The organism is Streptomyces sp. NPDC001709 (assembly GCF_053596375.1).
Genome location: NZ_JBSFGB010000053.1, coordinates 32,725 through 50,135, shown reverse-complemented (window position 1 = coordinate 50,135; position 17,411 = coordinate 32,725). Strand labels below are relative to the sequence as shown.

Annotated in this window: 12 protein-coding genes; 4 read left to right on the top strand and 8 right to left on the bottom strand. The window is 70.2% G+C overall.

Annotated features, from left to right (window positions below; all coding sequences use genetic code 11):
- Together ACWC0C_RS42915 and ACWC0C_RS42910 are read right to left on the bottom strand one after the other, a co-directional pair.
- Window positions 1-3,326: AMP-binding protein (locus tag ACWC0C_RS42915; protein WP_450870186.1), on the bottom strand; the 3,326-nt coding region annotated here is incomplete at its 3' end.
- 32 nt (window positions 3,327-3,358) lie between these two features.
- The gene (locus ACWC0C_RS42910) at window positions 3,359-4,552 is read right to left on the bottom strand and encodes a cytochrome P450 (protein WP_450870185.1); all 1,194 of its coding nucleotides are present in this window, start codon (window positions 4,550-4,552) and stop codon (window positions 3,359-3,361) included.
- A 311-nt stretch (window positions 4,553-4,863) separates the two neighbouring features.
- Between ACWC0C_RS42910 and ACWC0C_RS42905 the strand changes: the two genes are divergently transcribed.
- The gene (locus ACWC0C_RS42905) at window positions 4,864-6,090 is read left to right on the top strand and encodes an acyltransferase family protein (protein ID WP_450870183.1); all 1,227 of its coding nucleotides are present in this window, start codon (window positions 4,864-4,866) and stop codon (window positions 6,088-6,090) included.
- 111 nt (window positions 6,091-6,201) lie between these two features.
- Entirely contained in the window at window positions 6,202-7,389 is a 1,188-nt protein-coding gene (locus ACWC0C_RS42900) for a cytochrome P450 (protein ID WP_450870181.1), read from the top strand.
- Between the two features lie 88 nt (window positions 7,390-7,477).
- Here the strand turns inward: ACWC0C_RS42900 and ACWC0C_RS42895 are convergent, their stop codons facing one another.
- The 6 genes from ACWC0C_RS42895 to ACWC0C_RS42870 form a co-directional block, all read right to left on the bottom strand.
- Entirely contained in the window at window positions 7,478-8,041 is a 564-nt protein-coding gene (locus tag ACWC0C_RS42895) for an NADPH-dependent FMN reductase (RefSeq protein ID WP_450870179.1), read from the bottom strand.
- 130 nt (window positions 8,042-8,171) lie between these two features.
- Window positions 8,172-9,179 carry a Gfo/Idh/MocA family protein gene (locus ACWC0C_RS42890; protein WP_450870177.1) on the bottom strand — a complete coding sequence of 336 codons (1,008 nt, stop codon included), beginning with the start codon at window positions 9,177-9,179 and terminating at the stop codon, window positions 8,172-8,174.
- The gene (locus tag ACWC0C_RS42885; RefSeq protein ID WP_449201441.1) at window positions 9,176-10,162 is read right to left on the bottom strand and encodes a Gfo/Idh/MocA family protein; all 987 of its coding nucleotides are present in this window, start codon (window positions 10,160-10,162) and stop codon (window positions 9,176-9,178) included. Before ACWC0C_RS42885 ends, ACWC0C_RS42890 begins: the two co-directional genes overlap by 4 nt.
- Before the next feature lie 297 nt (window positions 10,163-10,459).
- Window positions 10,460-10,861 carry a DUF6009 family protein gene (locus ACWC0C_RS42880; protein ID WP_449201442.1) on the bottom strand — a complete coding sequence of 134 codons (402 nt, stop codon included), beginning with the start codon at window positions 10,859-10,861 and terminating at the stop codon, window positions 10,460-10,462.
- Window positions 10,858-12,372: a DNA primase family protein gene (locus ACWC0C_RS42875; RefSeq protein ID WP_450870175.1), complete on the bottom strand. Its 1,515-nt coding sequence runs from the start codon at window positions 12,370-12,372 to the stop codon at window positions 10,858-10,860. The genes ACWC0C_RS42880 and ACWC0C_RS42875 overlap by 4 nt, the downstream gene beginning before the upstream one ends.
- Window positions 12,369-13,481 (bottom strand): bifunctional DNA primase/polymerase, encoded by a 1,113-nt coding sequence (locus tag ACWC0C_RS42870; RefSeq protein ID WP_450870174.1) that lies wholly within the window; start codon window positions 13,479-13,481, stop codon window positions 12,369-12,371. Before ACWC0C_RS42870 ends, ACWC0C_RS42875 begins: the two co-directional genes overlap by 4 nt.
- Window positions 13,482-14,026: 545 nt before the next feature.
- Between ACWC0C_RS42870 and ACWC0C_RS42865 the strand changes: the two genes are divergently transcribed.
- Complete coding sequence (locus ACWC0C_RS42865; protein WP_450870172.1) at window positions 14,027-15,103, top strand: hypothetical protein; 1,077 nt, start codon at window positions 14,027-14,029, stop codon at window positions 15,101-15,103.
- A 93-nt stretch (window positions 15,104-15,196) separates the two neighbouring features.
- A complete protein-coding gene (gene tap, locus ACWC0C_RS42860; protein WP_450870170.1) occupies window positions 15,197-17,410 on the top strand; it encodes a telomere-associated protein Tap in 2,214 nt (737 codons plus the stop codon).
- Window position 17,411: the final 1 nt, after the last annotated feature.

The window sequence follows — 17,411 nt, the reverse complement described above, 5'->3', positions numbered from 1 at the left end:
GGCGAGGAGACACCACCCGGCAGCCGGCACGCCATACCGACAATGGCCAGCGGCTCGTCCGGATCGGCGGGCGTGACCGTATCGGTCACCGGTGCGGGCCTCGGGTCTCCGAGAATCCCGGAGCGCAGGAAGGCGGCGAGGGCCGCCGGGGTGGGGTGGTCGAAGGCAACCGTGGTGGACAGGCGCAGTCCGGTCTGTTCGGTCAGCTGGTCGCGCAGTGCGACGACGGCCTTGGAGGTGAGGCCCAGGTCGCGGAAGGCACGGTCGGCCGGCACCAGCTCGGGGCCCGCCAGCCGCAGTACATCGGCGGCCTGCGCGCGGACCAGGTTTTCGAGGAGTGCCTGCCGCGCGCGCTCGTCCATCGCGGAGAGCCGGTCGCGCAGCGCCGCCGTGACAGCCTCGTCCGGCTCGCCCGGTCGGTACGGCTCCTCGATCAAGGAGCGCAGGATCACGGGCACTTGGGCATCGTGTGCCGGTGCGCCGGCGGGCAGCGCGGCCAGCGGCGACGTGGGATTCGTCGTCAGAGCGATGTCGAAGGCGGTGAGCAGATCCTGGGCCGGTCGACCCGCATCCTCACCACCGCCACCGTCACCGCCTTCACCGGGCCGTCCGGCCCAGGCGAGGTACGAACCGGGCAGCTGCCGCAGTCGGCGGTTGCGTACCACCGCGTCGCACAGCAGGGCCTCGACGGCCGCAGCCGGATCGTCGGGAGAACCCAGCAGACCAGCGGCATCGGACGACACCACGACGAAGGCGGTGATGTCCTCGGCTGCCGTCATGTGGTCGAGTTGGAGGGCCAGTTCGGGATCGTCGGCGGCATGCACCACCGCCGTGACCGGGTGGCGCAGGTCGGCCAAGGCCTCGCGCAGCGGCTCCGGGCGGGCCGCGTCGGCGGTGACCCGGATGACGCTCGTCTCGGCGAAGGCCAGTTCGTCGCCCGAGTTGGTGGCGTCGGCGCCGGGCGCGCTGACGAGCAGCAGGTTCCTCGCTTGGTGGACGGTGGCCAGACGGTGTGCCAGCGCCGCGCCGTGTGCGGTGTCCGCTCCGGTGACCACCACGGTGCCGGCGGCTCCGGGCCAGGGCTCCGAATGCGGACGGTCGGCCACTGGCAGGCGTGTCAGCCGAGGAACGAGCAGGGCGTCGGCACGTACAGCGATCTGCGGCTCGTTGCAGGCGAGCGCCGTCATCAGGACGTCCGCGGCATACGAAGCGTTCGAGCCGTCCAGGCCATCCGGAACGTCCACGACGGTCAGCGACTCCGGCCAGGCGCCCTGGTAGGAGCGCACGACGGCCCAGACCGGGACCTCGGCGAGCGACTGAACGCCGTCCGCAGGGGCGGATGCGTCTGTCGCGACCGCGCCACGCGTGAGGATCACCAGCCTGGAGGCCGCCAGTTCCGGTCGCGCCAGCCACGCGTCCACATCCTCGGCAAGGAGCCGGGCCCTGTCGCGTCCCACGACGATCGCGTCCGCGTCCGCGTCCGCAACGGACGGCACCAGCACCGTCACATCCGGAACCGCTGCACCGTCAGCCACCGCAGTACGCACCGCCGCCAGGTCCGCATAGCAGCGCACCTCGGCACCCGCCGCCTCCAAAGTGCCGACGACTCCGTCCGCCGGACCGGCAACCGCCCAACTTCGCGCCGTCCCACCGGGGTTGCCGTGCTCCGGCGCCGGAATCCACTCGACCCGCGTCAGCGTGTCGTGGTGTCCGCTCGCCGCGTACCGCAGACGGCCCGGCTGCTCGGCGAGGAGGCGCCGCTTGATCTTGCCCGATGCGGTACGAGGGATGTCCGTGACCTCGTGGATCCGTTCCGGCACCTTGTAGGCGGAGAGCTGTTCGCGGCAGCGGGCGATCAGTGAGGCGGGGTCGAATCCGGTGGGGCCGGCGATCACATAGGCGACCGGTACTTCGCCGAGCGTGTCGTGCGGTGCGCCGGCGACCGCCGCGTCCGCGACGCCGTCGACGGTGCGCAGGACCGCCTCGACCTCCTCGGGATGGATGTTCTCGCCGCCGCGGATGACGAGTTCCTTGATCCGGCCGCAGATGGTGAAGTAGCCGGCCTCGTCGCGCCGGGCCAGGTCTCCGGTGCGGAACCAGCCGTCGCGCATCGCCTCAGCGGTCGCCTCGGGGCTGTTGTGGTAGCCGACCATGACGTTCGGCCCGCTGACCCAGACCTCGCCTTCCTGTCCCACGGCGACGTCGGCTCCGCTGGCCGGGTCGACGATACGGACGTCGACGCCCGGCACGGGCAAGCCGCAGGAGCCGTCGACCCGGGCGCCGTCCGGCGGGTTCATGGTGATGGCGCCGCAGGTCTCGGTGCTGCCGTAGGCGTCGACCAGCGGCACTCCGAAGGTCTCCTCGAAGTCGCGGCGCAGGCCGGATCCGGTGACCGCGCCGCCGACCAGACCGATGCGCAGGGCGGGCGCGCGGAAGCCGCTGTGGCGGGCGGCCCTGACCAGGTGGTGGTAGGTGGTGGGGACGCCGGCCAGGAAGGTCGTGCCATCCTCGCGCAGCACCCGCATGACGTCCTCGGCGGAGCTGCCGTCCATGAGCCGGGCGGTGGCGCCGGCGACGGTGACGGACAGCACGCACGCGATGTGCGAAAGGCTGTGGAACAGCGGCAGCGGCCACAGCACCCGGTCCTCGTCCGTGAGCCCCGGGATCGGTACGTAGCAGGAGGCGACGGACCACAGGCAGTTGGCCTGCGTCGACAGCACGCCCTTGGGCCGGCCGGTCGTCCCGGACGTGTAGAACATCCAGGCCACGTCGTCCAGAGCGAGATCGTCCCGGGCGGGCACGGGCGGCTCGCTGTCGGCGAGCGCGTCGTACGCCTGCACTCCCGCCGCTCCACGCAGACCTTCCGGAACCTCACCGGTGACGAGCAGCGCCATCCCGGGCACGCCGGCACCCGCACGCACACCCGCACCCGCACCCGCGTGCCCCGGGGGCCCCTCCCCCGCGACATCCCTGAACCGCCCCGCCCGCGCCCCGTCCGTGACAACCAGCCTGGCGCCACTGTCAGCAAGGACGTACTCCATCTCGGCCGGCGCCGAAGCCGGATTGAGCGGTACGCCGATGCCGCCGGCGCGCACGATCGCCAGATAGCTCTCCACGGTGGACACCGTGTTGCCGAGGCAGATGGCCACGCGGTCGCCGCGCTCGATGCCGAGGTGCGCCAGGTGTCCGGCCAGTCTGCGCGTCCGTGCCTCGAGCTCGCCGTAGGTGACCGCTCGGCGGTCGTCGGCGAATGCGACCTTGTCCGGGAAACGGGTCGCGTTCCGAAGGAGTGCGACGGGCAGGGGCTTGATGAGATCGGTGCGCACTGTGCCGCATGTCCTTTCGGGGAAAACGGAGTTCACCAGGAGACGGGCAGGCTCTTCACCGCGAAGACGGAACCCTTGAGCCGCAGCGGCACCTCTTCGAAATCGACGGCAAGGCCGAGGTCGGGAAATGCGCGCAGGAGAGCGGAGAGGCCGGCGCGCAGTTCTACGCGTGCCAGGTTCTGGCCCAGACACTGGTGGATGCCGAAGCCGAACGCCATGTGACCGGAGGTCTCGCGGTCGATGTTCAGCTGTGCGGGGCACTCGAATTTCGCCGGGTCACGGTTGGCGGCGGGCAGGGACACCGTGACGCTGTCGCCCTTCTTGACCGTTTCACCGGCCAGTTCGATGTCTTCGAGGGCGGTGCGGTATGTGTCGTACTGGTTGACGGTGAGGTAGCGGAGGAGCTCTTCGATCGCGGCGTCGAGTTTCGACGGGTCCGCGCGGAGCGCCGCCAGCTGGTCGGCGTGGTGGAGGAGCGCGAACACGCCGACGGCGAGGGCGCTCTCGGTGGTCTCGTAGCCCGCGAAGAGGAGCAGCGTGACCATGTTGCACAGCTCTTCGGTGGTCAGCTCTCCGCCGGCGATGAGGCGGCTGATGAGGTCGTCCGCGGGCTCCTTGCGCCGTGCCTCGATGACCTCGGCGAAGAAGGCGACGGCCTGGCTCATGGCTGCCGCGGCCTCCTGCGGGTCCGCTTCGGAGTCGTGCAGGAGCGTCGGCGCGTGGCCGTAGCGGTCGACTTCGTCGTAGGGCAGGCCGACGAGTTCGGACAGGACCCGCAGGGACAGCGGCTTGGCGAAGTTGGCCACCAGGTCCGCGGGCGAGCCGTGCTCCCGCATGACGTCGATCTGCTCGGCGGCCACGGCCTCGGCCCGCGCCGTGAGCAGGCCGGCCCGGCGGGCGGTGAACTCGCCGGTGAGCAGGCGCCGGTAGTGGGTGTGGTGGGGCGGGTCCATGTGGATGAACATCCCGGGAATCCGCGGATGGTTGGGCATCACCTGTCCGCGGTGCGTCACCGGGAAGTGGCCGATCTCCGTGCTGTGGCTGAACCGCGGGTCGCTGAGGACTTTGCGTACGAGTTCGTAGCTGGAGACGATCCAGCCGACGTGTCCGTCGGGATACACCATTCTCGCGAGCGGCCGTTCCTTGCGCAGCGAATCGAATATCGCCGGAGGGTCGAACTGATGGGTGCGTGCCCACGGCTCTTCGAAGGAGATTGCGTCGCTCATGGAATCCTTCTCATCCAGGGAATAGCCCGCTTGGCCATCCGAGATTAAACGATCGGTATCGGCATGCCATCCCCAGGACTGGTAGGTGGGAGTGGACCTCGAGCGGGTCACGAGCGAGCCGGAGCACGCTTCTTCATGCGCCTGAATGTGACGCCACAATTGCTTGAATTCGAATCCAGCTCTGCTCGGAATGTGTTCGTGCGGCCGGCCTCGATCCGCGCTCGTCCCGACGTCGAGCACCCGACGCGCTAATGGAGCCGCGCACCGACCGCCCAGCGGGCCACGCCCCCGACCGAAAGGCAGTCATGCACATGGCAGACTTAACCGCCGCTTCGTCACTCGGCGATCCACCGCGACACCGGGCCTCGCTGCCCTCGCTCACCGGCCTCAGGTTCATCGCGGCACTGCTGGTGTTCCTCACTCACAGCACGGTGCTCGCCAATCCACTGCAGCCGACGGCGCCGGTCAACTTCTTCGCCGACCAGGACATCGCGGGACCCCTGGCCCACCTCGCCGGAAAGGCCGGCGCCATCGGTGTGTCGTTCTTCTTCGTGCTCAGCGGCTTCGTCCTGACATGGTCGGCGACGCCCGGCGAGCACGTCACCGCCTTCTGGCGCCGGCGCGGCCTGAAGATCTATCCGAACCACATCGTGACCTGGGCGCTGGCGATGTGGCTGTTCGCCTCCGCGACTCCCGTACACGCCTGGCTGTCGAACCTCTTCCTGCTCCACGCGTTCAGCAACCGGATCGAGAACCTCCAGAGCGTCAACTGGCCCGCCTGGTCGCTCTGTTCCGAGCTGCTCTTCTACGCGCTGTTCCCGCTGCTCATCCTCCTGGTGCGGCGGATCGCGGAGCGCCGGCTGTGGCTGTGGGCCGCGGCAATGGTCGCCGGCGTCGTGGGCATGGCGGCCGTGACACGGTTCGTTCCGGGCGGTCTCGACACCGGGCACGGCCTCACGCTCAACCAGTACTGGTTCAGCTACATGTTCCCGCCGCCGCGCCTGTTCGAGTTCGCTCTCGGCATGATCCTCGCCCGCATCGTCGCGGCGGGCCTGTGGCCGCGCATCGGCCTGTGGCCCTCGGCCGTCCTGTTCGCCTGCGGCTACTGGCTCGCGAACGTGGTTCCGCCGCCGTACTACTTCAGCGCCACCACCATCGTCCCGATCGCCATGCTCATCGGCGCCGCGGCCTCGTCGGACCTGCGCGGCGACGGCAGCCGGCTCGGCAGCCGGACCATGGTGTGGCTGGGCAATGTCTCCTTCGCCTTCTACATGGTCCAGGTCCTGGTCGTCTTCTACGGCCGCCGCGAGGTGCTCGGAGCACACACCTACGGCCTTGTCCCGGCCCTCGGCCTCTACCTGACCCTGTTCCTGGCGAACCTACTGGCCGCCTGGCTGCTCCACACCCTGGTCGAACAGCCGGTGATGCGCCGCTGGGGCCGCGGCAGGAAGCGTGCGAACGCGTCTGAGGCACAGCCCGAGCCGGCGCCGCAGCCCCACCGCCCTCGATCCACACTCGAGAACCCCTCACTACCCTGACCCCGACCACACAGCTCGTACACCGACCCGCCGAACACGTCGAACACATAGAACGCGTCGGACCTGTCGGACCTGTCGGAGTACCCCCTACCGAGCAGAGCGAGGTCGTCCTTGACACCAGAAGTGGCATTCCCTCAGGACCGCACCTGCCCGTACCGCCCTCCCGCAGGCTATGAACCACTGTGCGAAGAACGGCCGTTGGCGCGTGTCACGCTGTTCGACGGCCGCTCGGTGTGGGCCGTCACCGGCCACGACGCGGCCCGCCGGCTGCTCGCCGACCCGCGCCTGTCCAGCGACCGTACGCACCCGGACTTCCCGTCGCCCACGGCACGCGGCGCGACCGTCCGCGGCCAGCGCCTGCCGCTCGTCGGCGTCGACGACCCGGAGCACAACGCACAGCGCCGCAAGCTCATCCCGAGCTTCTCCACCAAGCGGATCACCGCACTGCGTCCCAGGATCCAGCAGACGGTGAACCAGCTCCTCGACTCGCTCGAGGAACAGGGCCCGCCCGCCGACCTGGTGACCGCCTTCGCCTTCCCGCTGCCCGCCATCGTGATCTGCGCGCTGCTCGGCGCTCCCTATGCCGACGCCGGCTTCTTCGAGGAGCAGTCCCGGCGGCTCACGCTCGGCCAGCGTCCCGAGGAGGTCGAGCAGGGCCGCAAGGAGCTGAACGACTACTTCCACAAGCTGGTCGAAAGCCAGTGGCAGGATCCCGGAGACGGCCTGATCGGCGACCTGATCCGCGAGCAGCGCGCGTCGGGCTCGGACGACCGCCAGGAACTGGTCATGCTCGCCAGCGTCCTGCTCGTGGGAGGCTTCGAGACCACGGCCAACATGATCTCGCTCGGTACGTTCACACTGCTCCAGCACCCGGAAAAGCTCGCTGAGCTCCTGGCCGACGAGACGCTGATGCCGTCCGTGGTCGACGAGTTACTGCGCTTCACGTCCATCGCGGACATCATGCTGCGCATGGCGACGGCGGACATCGAGATCGAAGGCCACACCATTCGCGCCGGCGACGGCCTCGTCTTCCCGCTGTCCCTCATCAACCGCGACACCGGCGTCTATCCGGAGCCCGACCAGCTCGACTGGCACCGCGGCGCCCGCCACCACGTCGCCTTCGGCTTCGGCATCCACCAGTGCCTAGGCCAGAACCTGGCCCGCGCCGAACTCGAGATCGCTCTGTGGACGCTGTTCCAGCGGCTGCCGAAGCTGGCCCTCGCGGCGCCCGCGCACGAGATTCCCATCAAGCCGGGAAGCACCATCCAGGGCCTGATCGAACTGCCTGTCACCTGGTAGCACCTGGCAGCACCGCTAGCACCTGGCGGACCGGCGGCAGGCTGGGCACCGCCGAGGTGACCGCCTGCCGCCGGCGCGACAGCTCCGATCAGGCCCGGCGGACCGGTGCGAGCACCTCGGTCAGCGTGATCACCTCGGTGAGCATCTGCTGCAGCGCGGCCTCGTGGCGCTCGGCCGGCTTGAAGGTCGTGAACTGCTCGAAGTCGCTCTGCAGCGACAGGTGGACCTGGGTGTGCACGGCCGCCAGCTGGACCGCTCCGGCGATGTGCCGCAGGTGGTCGACGGCGCGGGCGCCGCTGACGTTGCTGCCGTATCCGACGAAGCCGGCGGCCTTGTTGTTCCACTCGTTGTAGACGAAGTCGATGGCGTTCTTCAGCGCGGCCGGAATCGACCGGTTGTATTCGGGCGTGACGAAGACGAATCCGTCCAGCTCGGCGATCTTGGCGGCCCAGGCACGCGTGTGATCGTGCTCGTAGGCGCCCATGCGGGGCGAACGCGGCTCGTCGAACAGCGGCAGTGCGTAGTCGGCGATGTCGACGAGCTCGAAGTCCGCGTCCTCGCGCGCACCGGCCGTCTTCTGGATCCATTCCGCGATCTGCGGCCCGACACGGCCGGGGCGGGTGGTGCCGAGGATGATGCCGATGGTGGTCATGCGTGTCTCCCGAGTACGAGGTCGTGGGCGAGGATCAAGAGGATCAAAGGGCAAGCGTCAACAGGGTCTCCGAGCACGCCGGCCCCTACGGCGCGAACCAGCCAGACCGATGTCCGCTACGGCGGTACGGTCACGGCCGTACGGCCTGCGGCACGGCCAACTCCACCGGCTGACCGGTGCGCATCGATGCGCGGGCCGCCTGGACGATCCGCAGCGTGCGCAGACCCGCCGCACCGTCCGGTCCGGCCCCGCTCCCCCGCCGCACCGCGCCGATGAACTCACCGAGCATGACCGCGTACGGGTCCTCGCCGCGCGTCTCCCACCGTTCGCCGGACGTGGCGCGGTCGAAGCCGCCGAGCAGCCGTGGCGAGGCGGTGAACTCCACGCTCGCCCGCTCGCCGATGAACGTCATGGCCGGTCCGCCCACGGCCGGCCCGTACTCCGCCGGGCCCCAGCTGCAGTCGAGCGACGCGACGGTTCCGTCCGCGTAGCGCACGGTGACGAGCGCCGCGCTCTCCACGTCCGGCTCCGCGCCGAGAATGCTGTTCGACTGCGCGTAGACCTGCTCCGCCGGGATCCCGCCGAGCACGACGTCCAGCATGTCGAGCAGATGAGGCGCGTTGGTGCCGAGCGCTCCGTTTCGCCGCGCCTGCGCTCCGGCCGGATAGGGCGCGTTGTACGCCCCGTGCACGGCCGTCAGCGCGCCGAGCACCTCACCTTCGGCGATCTCCTTGCGTACGGCGGCGAACGCCGGGCCGAAGCAGGTCGGCGAGGCCATGCTCAGCCGCACTCCCGCGTCCTCACAGGCACGCACCATGGCCCGCGCGTCCTCCTCGTCGGCCGCGAGCGCCTGCTCGCACAGCACCTGCGCACCAACTCCTGCGGCCCGCTCGACGAGTTCACGGCGACGGCCGGCCTCGCCGGTGACGACCACGGCGTCCGGGCGCAGCGCGAACACCTCGTCCCAGCTGTCGACATACCTCGCGCCGATCCGGCGCGCCGTGCCACTGCCTCGCGCCGGGTCGTCCGGTGAACCGTCGGGATCGGCGACGACCAGGTCCACGTCCGGCATGTCGTGCAGCAGCCGGGCGTATGTCACGGCGCGCTCGTGGGCGAACGACAACACGGCGACCTTCATGCGGCAGCCTCCTTCACGGGCAGTTCGACGGCGCGTCCTGTCCATGCGGAGCGTGCCGCGGCTTGGGTGATGCGGACGGCGGCCAGCGCGTCGTGGGACACCAGACGCGGCTCGGGTCCGCCCCTCAACGCCTCGGCGAATTCCCGGATCTCGGAGGCGAACGGAGATTCCCCGTAATAGCCGAACGTCCCGGCCGGTCCGCCGGACACCTGGATCTCCTGGGGCCACTCGGAGTCGTGGACGATCGTCCCGCCGGTTCCCGAGACGTGGTAGGTGACGCGGATCGGCGGCTGCGGCGTCGGCGTCCACCGGCTCACCACCTGGCTGAGCGCACCGCTGGCGTGCGTGAGAACGGCCGTACCGACCGCGGCTGTTCCCTCCGGCGCCGGTGCGGCGATCTCTCCTTGGTAGTGGGCGTGCACGCGTACGACGTCACCGAAGAGCCAGTAGGCGATGTCCACGCCGTGCAGCATCTGGTCGGTCAGGATGCCGCCCGACTCCGCGGAGGCGTGACCGGTCCAGGGCCGTGGATGGTATCCGGCCACGGTGAACCTGGCGACGGTGCCCGCGCCGAGACGGCCCTCGGCCACCAGGTCGTGCAGCCGGGAGAAGGCGGGAGCGAAGCGGATGTCGTGCGCCGGATAGACCGGCACACCGGCCCGCTGCGCCGCGCCGACGATCTCCTCGGCCTCGGCGACATCGGCGGCGAGCGGCTTCTCGCACACCACCGCCACGTTCTTGGCGATGGCGGCCAGGGCGATGTCCCGGTGGGTGCCCGTCGGCGAGCAGATGTCCACGGCGTCCGCGCCGTCCAGTGCCTCGGCCAGCGTGTCCACGGCCTTGGCACCGAACTCGCCGGCCAGGTCGGCGGCGCGGCCGTCCAGGGAGTGGACGCGCACGGACGCGCCGGCGCCGATCCACGCCTCCAGATGCATCCGTGCTATCAGCCCGGCGCCGATCAGTGCTATCTCAAGCTGCCGCATGGGGTCCCCAGCTCTTCTTCCCTAGTGAGCGTCTGCACAGGCGAGACCACCTGCGGGAACCGTCGGTCCTGCGCCTGGCGCCGCCGACCTCCCACAGGTCAAAATCCTGATCAGTCTCACCCGCACCGCTAGGCCGGGAACATCACCAACGTGGGTAGTCTCAAAGCCCGGTGACACAAACCAGGCCCTCAGCCCGGCGCGCGCCGCCATCCGAACCCACGCCCCGGCGCGGACAGCCCGGACAGCACAGACAGCCGCCGGGCACCACGATCCCGCCGGAACGTTCCACTCCCCCGCTCACAAGGGCAGCGTGACGCCCAGCTTCCGCACCTCCGGCGACTGCGGCCCGCCTTCGGAACGCTCGGTCTTGCGGCCCTTGCTGCCGGGCGCGAGCGTGCGCGGATCGACGGCCTCGGCGGGCGCGCCGGTGACATACAGCCCGTCGGGAACGGCGTCACGGTCGTGCGGCAGCAGCCAGAACACACGCCGGCGGAACGTTCCCGACGAGCGGGAGGGCTTGGCATCCGGTCCGAGCAGCGCGTATCCGACCATGCGTCCGTCGCGGTGGTAGGCGGGCCTGCCGCGCCGCGTCGGGAGCCGGTCCAGGCTCTGGCGCACGTAGTCGAGCGCGTCTGTGTCCTCCAGCCAGACCAGCTCGACCTCGTGGATGATCTCGTCCTCTGCGATGAGGGCGCTCATGCTGTCTCCTCGTCGGCGACCAGTCCGATACCCGGGTAGTACTTCCGCTGGTTGGAGAGGATCATCTCCTTGGGCGACGCCAGTCCCACCATCTCACGGACCCGAGCCGCGAAGGCCCGGGACGAACCGGCCGGGGCCCCCTCATTCTGACACCATGACTTGTACGCCGCGTAGAGCTGCGCCTGTTCTGCCCGCAGAGAGGGCTCGATGCGGCAGGACTCGGTCAGGAACCGTCCGGTGTGATCCTCTGTCTCCGCGTAGACGGTCGTGGCGATCCGGACCCGCTCCGGCCCGGTGAGGTCCTTCTCACCGGCCAGATAGCGACGCGCGCCGACGATGAGCCAGTTGAGAATGCCCGGTCCCTCCTCTGTGACAAGGATGTCAGCCAGATTGTCGACCTTGCGGTGATCGGGGACGACCCGCTCGAACGGGATGAGCCGCATGCGCCGCCAGAACGCGAAGCCGCCGGTGCCGACCTCGGGCCGGTGGTTGCCCAGCAGCCAGAGTTTGTGCGTCGGCTGGAAACTGAAGAAGTCCTGACGCATCCGGCGGGCCTTGATGCGGTCACCGCCGGTGAGCAGCTTGACGCGGGCCTCGTCGAACTTGTCGCCGGGTTTGACCTCACTGCACACGATGACCCGGCGGCCGTGCAATTCGGCCAGGTCCGTGGGATGTCCCTCGTACGGACGGGCCATCAGGAAGCCGGGCGGCGCGGCGTCGGCGTAGTCGCCGAGCAGCTTCATCAGCACGTCCAGCAGCACCGACTTGCCGTTCTTGCCGGAGCCGAACAGGAACGGCATGACCTGACCGCCGACGTCACCGGTGATCGAGTAGCCGAGCAGCAGATGCAGGAAGTCGATCATCTCCGCGCCCTCGGGCCCGCCGCCGAAGGTGTCGGAGAGGAACCGGTCCCACCGTGGCGTGGGCACCGGCTCCGGAGCCGCGGTGGTGGAGCAGGAGTGGAAGTCCCGGTTCGGTTCCGGTGTACGGATCAGACCGGTACGCAGGTCCACGATCCCGGCCGGAGTGCACAGGGCGTACGGATCGGCGTCCAGCAGCGACGCGTTGAGCACCATGCCGGGCGCGGACTTGGCCTGCGCGAGCATCGCGTTCATCCCGCTGGTGCTCAGCGCGCGGCTGCGGTGACGCTGCAGCGACACCGTGCTGAACACACCGCGCGGGTCGTTGGTCGCTATGGACTCCGCCAGATCACCGGCGGCCCACAGCACGGTGTCGTCCTCGTCCGCCTGCCAGCGGGTGCCGTCCCACCGGTACCAGCCGAGACCCGGAACATGCCGGTAGTCGTCGGCGTAGAGCTTCACGAACAGCTTGGCGTTGCCGCGGTCGCTGAGGGTGTCGGGCAGCAGTCCGTCGGCGACGGCCTCATCACTGGTGGCCCGTAGACCGTCCTGATCCTCGTCGTCCTCGGAAGACACGGGCACGGGCTGGGCAAGGATCTGCGCGGCGACCGCCTGGGCATCGAAGAGGGTGTTGCTGGGGCCCTGTGTCATCGGCCGCCTCCTGGATGCAGCGGACGGTTACGGCCCGCGCTCAGCCCGCCACGGATGACCGTGCCGAAGCGCCGCTCCTGGCCGGGCCGGGCCTGCGCGGCCGCCTCCAGCAGCGCCCGCTCCGCCTCCTGCTCGCTCAGCAGGCCTGCGGCGACGAGCCCGCCGGCGGTGTAGGCGGCCCGGTTGAGCTTCTCGGTGAATCCCGCTCCCTCGGGCACGGCCGCACAGGCGGTCACCTCGGCCAACAGGCCGGCCAGGAACCGGCCGCCGGCACCGGACCCGCGACTGCGGGCCAGGACGGCCTGCCGGGCCCGTGGAGGCACCGGCCGGGGCGCGGGCACGTGCGCGGGCTCCAGATGGCCGGTGCGCTCCAGTTCGCGCGCGAGCCAGGCGGGCAGCGGCGCGGGTTCCCGTACCTCACCCGCCACCCCGTACATTCCCGCCTCCGTCACCGTACCGGGCGCGACGATGTACCCGCCGTGCGCCCGTACGTCGACCTGCCACGCCAGCGCCCGCCCGCCTCCGGAGCCGGAGGAGCACTGCCAACGGTGCCCGCTCAGGCTCCGGTACCACACATGCAGACCACCCGAGGGCGTGCGCACCCGCAAGGTGCTCTCGTCGTCCGCGGGAGACGTCGCGCCGCGCAGCGCGGCCAGCACACCGACGGTGTGGAAGCCGTTGGCGAGCCCGGTCAGATCGACGGTGTCGGCGATGTCGATACCCGGAAGCAGACGGTCCCGCCCCGGCAACTGCCGTGCGTGCGCGTCGATGTCGATGACGACCAGACCCGCGGGGCCGCAGGCGATACCGACTCCGAAGTCGGGCCTCCTGCCCCACCACTGCCCGATCCGGGCGAAGTCCAGCGTGGCGGCACGGAATCCGTGACACCAGCGACCGGCGGCCGGACAGCCGCAGCCACGGTACGTGTGCCCGGGCTGGCGGCACGCCGCGCAATTGCCCGCGGGCGTCTTGCGTCCCGGCGCCAGCGGGTGAACCGGCCACCCACGGCCGGCACACCACCGGGCGACGGCCAGGGAATGTGGGACGTCTGCCTCGGCAGGAACGGGCCTGGGTGAGTCGCTGCTTAAAACGCGCAGCTCATCGGCCATGCATTCCCCCGTTAGCGACCGAAGCGACTCAACAACAGACACAGACTAGCGAACCAGATGTGAAATGGAAGTGAGACCTGTGCAGGAGGTTCACACGCACCGCCCCGCCAAGCCCGCCAGCGACCGAAGCAAACCCGCAGCGACCGAGCACAGTTCAGTCGCTGTTTCAGTCGCTCCACAAACCCGCAGGTCACAGCCTCGCCAGCAAACCAACAGCGACTGAAGCGACTCAAGCCCTCTATATATGACGCCCACACGCGCAGGCGCACACACACGCACACACGCGCGAATGTCTTCGTATATCCGGACCTTGAGTCGCTTCAGTCGCTGTCACCGCCTCCACACCGCCTCTGAACTGGCCTTTTCCTCAAGCGACTCAACAGCGACCAACCATCGCTCGGTAGCTGTTCTTCAGTCTCGGTAGCTGTTCTTCAGTCGCTGCCCTCTGGATCACCGCTCTACCGCGAGCCGATCCCGCCTGAAGCCCGCTCGAGGGCGGCCTGAGGCACCTGGCCCGCACCTGGGCTCTCGGCTTCACTGACCCGATGGAGTACACCTCAACGACCCGACGCACCGTTACGCCACAGCGGTCCGACAGTCTGGGACGCAGTACCTCCCGCCCCGCCCGGCCGCCGCACCGGGACCGCACCGTGCCGCCGCACTGGCATACCGGGCACCCGGCCATCCGGCCCGGCGACGCCCGCACTGCCGAACGACTCCTGCACTCCACCACCCCGGCACCGGGCACCCATCCGGCCCTGCTGCACGCCGCCCGCGTCCTGCTGCACAACGGCGCTCCTCATCGGACAGTCGCCTGGTGCGCGAAGCTCCACCAGCGGGCCGCAACGGCCTCCTGGGCCGCCGCGTTCCGCATCCTGCGCGCCGAGGCCCTCCTCCAACTCGGCGACCTCGCCACCGCCGGACACGAAGCCGCCGAGGCCCAGAACGCCATCGGACGGCGGCACACCTCGCTGCACCTGTGGTCCACCGCCGTACAGGCGGAAGTCCTCATGACCCAGGGCCGGTACGACGAGGCCGCCGCCCACCTCGGCCGGCCCGAGACCGACCCGGGCTGGTCCGGCGTGCCCTGGCTACGGGCCCGTGGCAGGCTCCAGCTGGCCCTGCACCGCCACCAGGACGCTCTGGACACCTTCCTGGCCACCGCCCGCCTGGCCCGCCGCCACGCCCCCAGCAGGCTCCCGCACCTGCCCTGGCGCTGCGACATCGCCGAGACCCTGCTGCACTGCGGCCGCATCGCCCAGGCCCGCGCACTGCTCGCCGAGGAACTCGCGGTCCCCGCCATCGGCCCTCGCCACCGCGCCGTCGCGCTGCGCCTGCTCGCCACCACCGAGGACCCGGCCCTGCGCCTGGTGACCCTCGCTCGCGCCGTCGGCGAGACGCGCCGCTGCAAGGACCGTGTCGAACTGGCCCGGGTCATGTTCGACTATGCCCACGCTCTGGACGTCCTCGGTGATCCCTCCGGCGACGCGTTTTTCGGCCGCGCCGCGGACCTGGCGGCCGACTGCGGTCTGCCGCCCGGCACACTGACGACGAGCTGGCGACCGGCCACCGCTCTGGTCGGGACGAGCACGATCGACGTGTCGGCCATGAGCGTCCTCTGAGTGCCGCAATGAGTGCCATATGAGCGTTTCAGCAAGCGATTGACATGAAATGTGGTGAGCGTTTCGGCTAGGATGGGCGCGGAGGTGAGCGCTGTGCCCACTCAGGACGAACTGTTCGGAGCCGTCGACGCGCTGCTGGAACAGCTCTCTCAGGACGACTTGCCGTCACCCGCCGAGCGCAGGCGTCTGCGCGAGGCCGCCGGCCTGACCCAGACGCAGATCGCAGCCACTCTGGGAACCCGCCGCGAGACCGTCGCCAACTGGGAACTCGGCAAGACCGAGCCGCGCCCTCCGCAGCGCGCCGCCTACTCCCGCCTCCTGGACAAGCTCGCCGAACGTTTCCCGGACCAGCCCACGGAGCCCACGGAACCGGACCCGCCACATCCCGCCACCGCTCCCGCCACACCGGAGCCCGCACAAGCCCGGACGCCACAAGCCCCGGCGGCCCTGCCCCATCCGGCCACCGCCACCAGCGCCTCCTCGCGCCACCCGGACACGAAGAACCCGGAGAAGACGCCGAAGAGGACGCCGAAGAAGCCCGAGACGAAGCCGGCCACGTCCACAACAACCGCCGACCCACGCTTCGCCAACGGCCCACTGGCCGTCATCGACCTCGACACCGACGGCCAGGTCCTGGCGTACTGCGTCGGCGGCCTGATCCTCGACGTGCCCGCCAAGACCCTCCCCGCCCTGGTGGAATGGACCCTGGCCGAAGCCAGGCTCGGCCGCGCCCGGCTGCACCGCAACGGCCGCGACGCCGACCCGCTCCTCGTCCTCGCACCGGCCGCACTGGAGCGCTACGGCCTGCCCGCCGCCCTCTCCGAGCAGGAGCAGCGCGCCGGACGGCTCACGGACGGCCACAAGGTCGTCAAGCAACTCGCGCGCGCCGACTGGAAGTTGACCCAGCGCGGCTTCGGCCCCTGGGCGCGCATTTACCGCCCGGCCGATGGAGCGAAACGCAACTGCGTGCAGCTGTGCATCCCGGCCTGGCACGCGCTGGATGCACGGGAATGGGACAAGAAGGACGACCCACGGCTGCCGGGCATGCACCCGGCGGACCTGGCGCGATACCTGGGCACGTACGCGGACCGGGTGATGACACCACGAGGCACCACGGCGGTCACCGGACTGGAGCTGATGACCGCACTGCGGCCGCCGACCCGCGCGGAGAAGGACGAGACCACCGGAGAGTTCCGGCAGGCCTTCAACGCGGACGCGCTGACAGCGGTGTACGACGTCGTGGAGTGCGAGGTGCCGGACGAGCACCCCGTCCTCAAAGGCAAGTACGCCCGGCACCACCTGCGCACTCCCGCCGAGATGCTCATGGAGGAGCCGTACGACTGGTGCCGTGAGCTGACCGACGAGGAGTGCATGCGGCCGTACCTGGTCGCGATCGACGTCAACATGGCGTTCGCGGCGGCCGCCAACGGCCTCACAGTCGGCCTGAACGGCCCGACCCACCTCACCGGCAACCCGAAGTTCGACCCGTCCCTGCCCGGCTCCTGGCTGGTCGACCTCTCCCACGTCGACCTCTCCCGAGTGGAGATCAACGGCCGCACGGTCGACGGCGACCGGCTCCCGAGCCCCTTCACACCGAAGGGCGACCGCCCCGAGGGCCCGGCCTGGTATGCGACTCCGACAGTGGCGTACGCGCAGGAACTCGGCTTCCAGGTCGCGCCGATCGAGGCGTACGTACGCACCAGGACCGGCCGCTACCTCGACCCTTGGTACAGGCGCCTGCGGGACGCCTACGTGGCGACCATGGCCGACCTCGGAGTCACCACCGCCATGACCGGCCAGGATTTCCTGGACGCCATGGCACGCTCCAAGAGCGTCGACCCGACGATGGCACTGCTCGTGGGCGCCATCAAGGCGACGGCCAAGGGCGGCATCGGCAAGCTGCGCCAGCGCAACCGAGGTCAGGTGCCGTACTACGAGCCATGGCCGGCGCTCGCGCGCGAGACATGGCGTCCCGACATCCGGGCCGCCGTACTGGCCACCGTCCGGATCGGCATGCACCGCAAACTGCTGAAGACCGCCGCCGCGGCCGGCGTCTACCCGGTCGCCATCGGCACCGACGCCGTCGTGTATCCCGCGACCGGCCCGAGCCCGCTCGACTTCCTGCCGCACACGGCCGACGGCAAGCCTGCACCGGGCACCTTCCGCCTCGGCATCTCGCCGGGAATGGTCAAGCACCAGGGCAGCCGGACCGTGCTGTGGGCTGAGCAGCAGTTCGAGGAGCACGGCGGCGTCTTCAACATCGCCAACCTCATCAAGGACGACGCCACCGCAGGCGACGGGGAGTAAA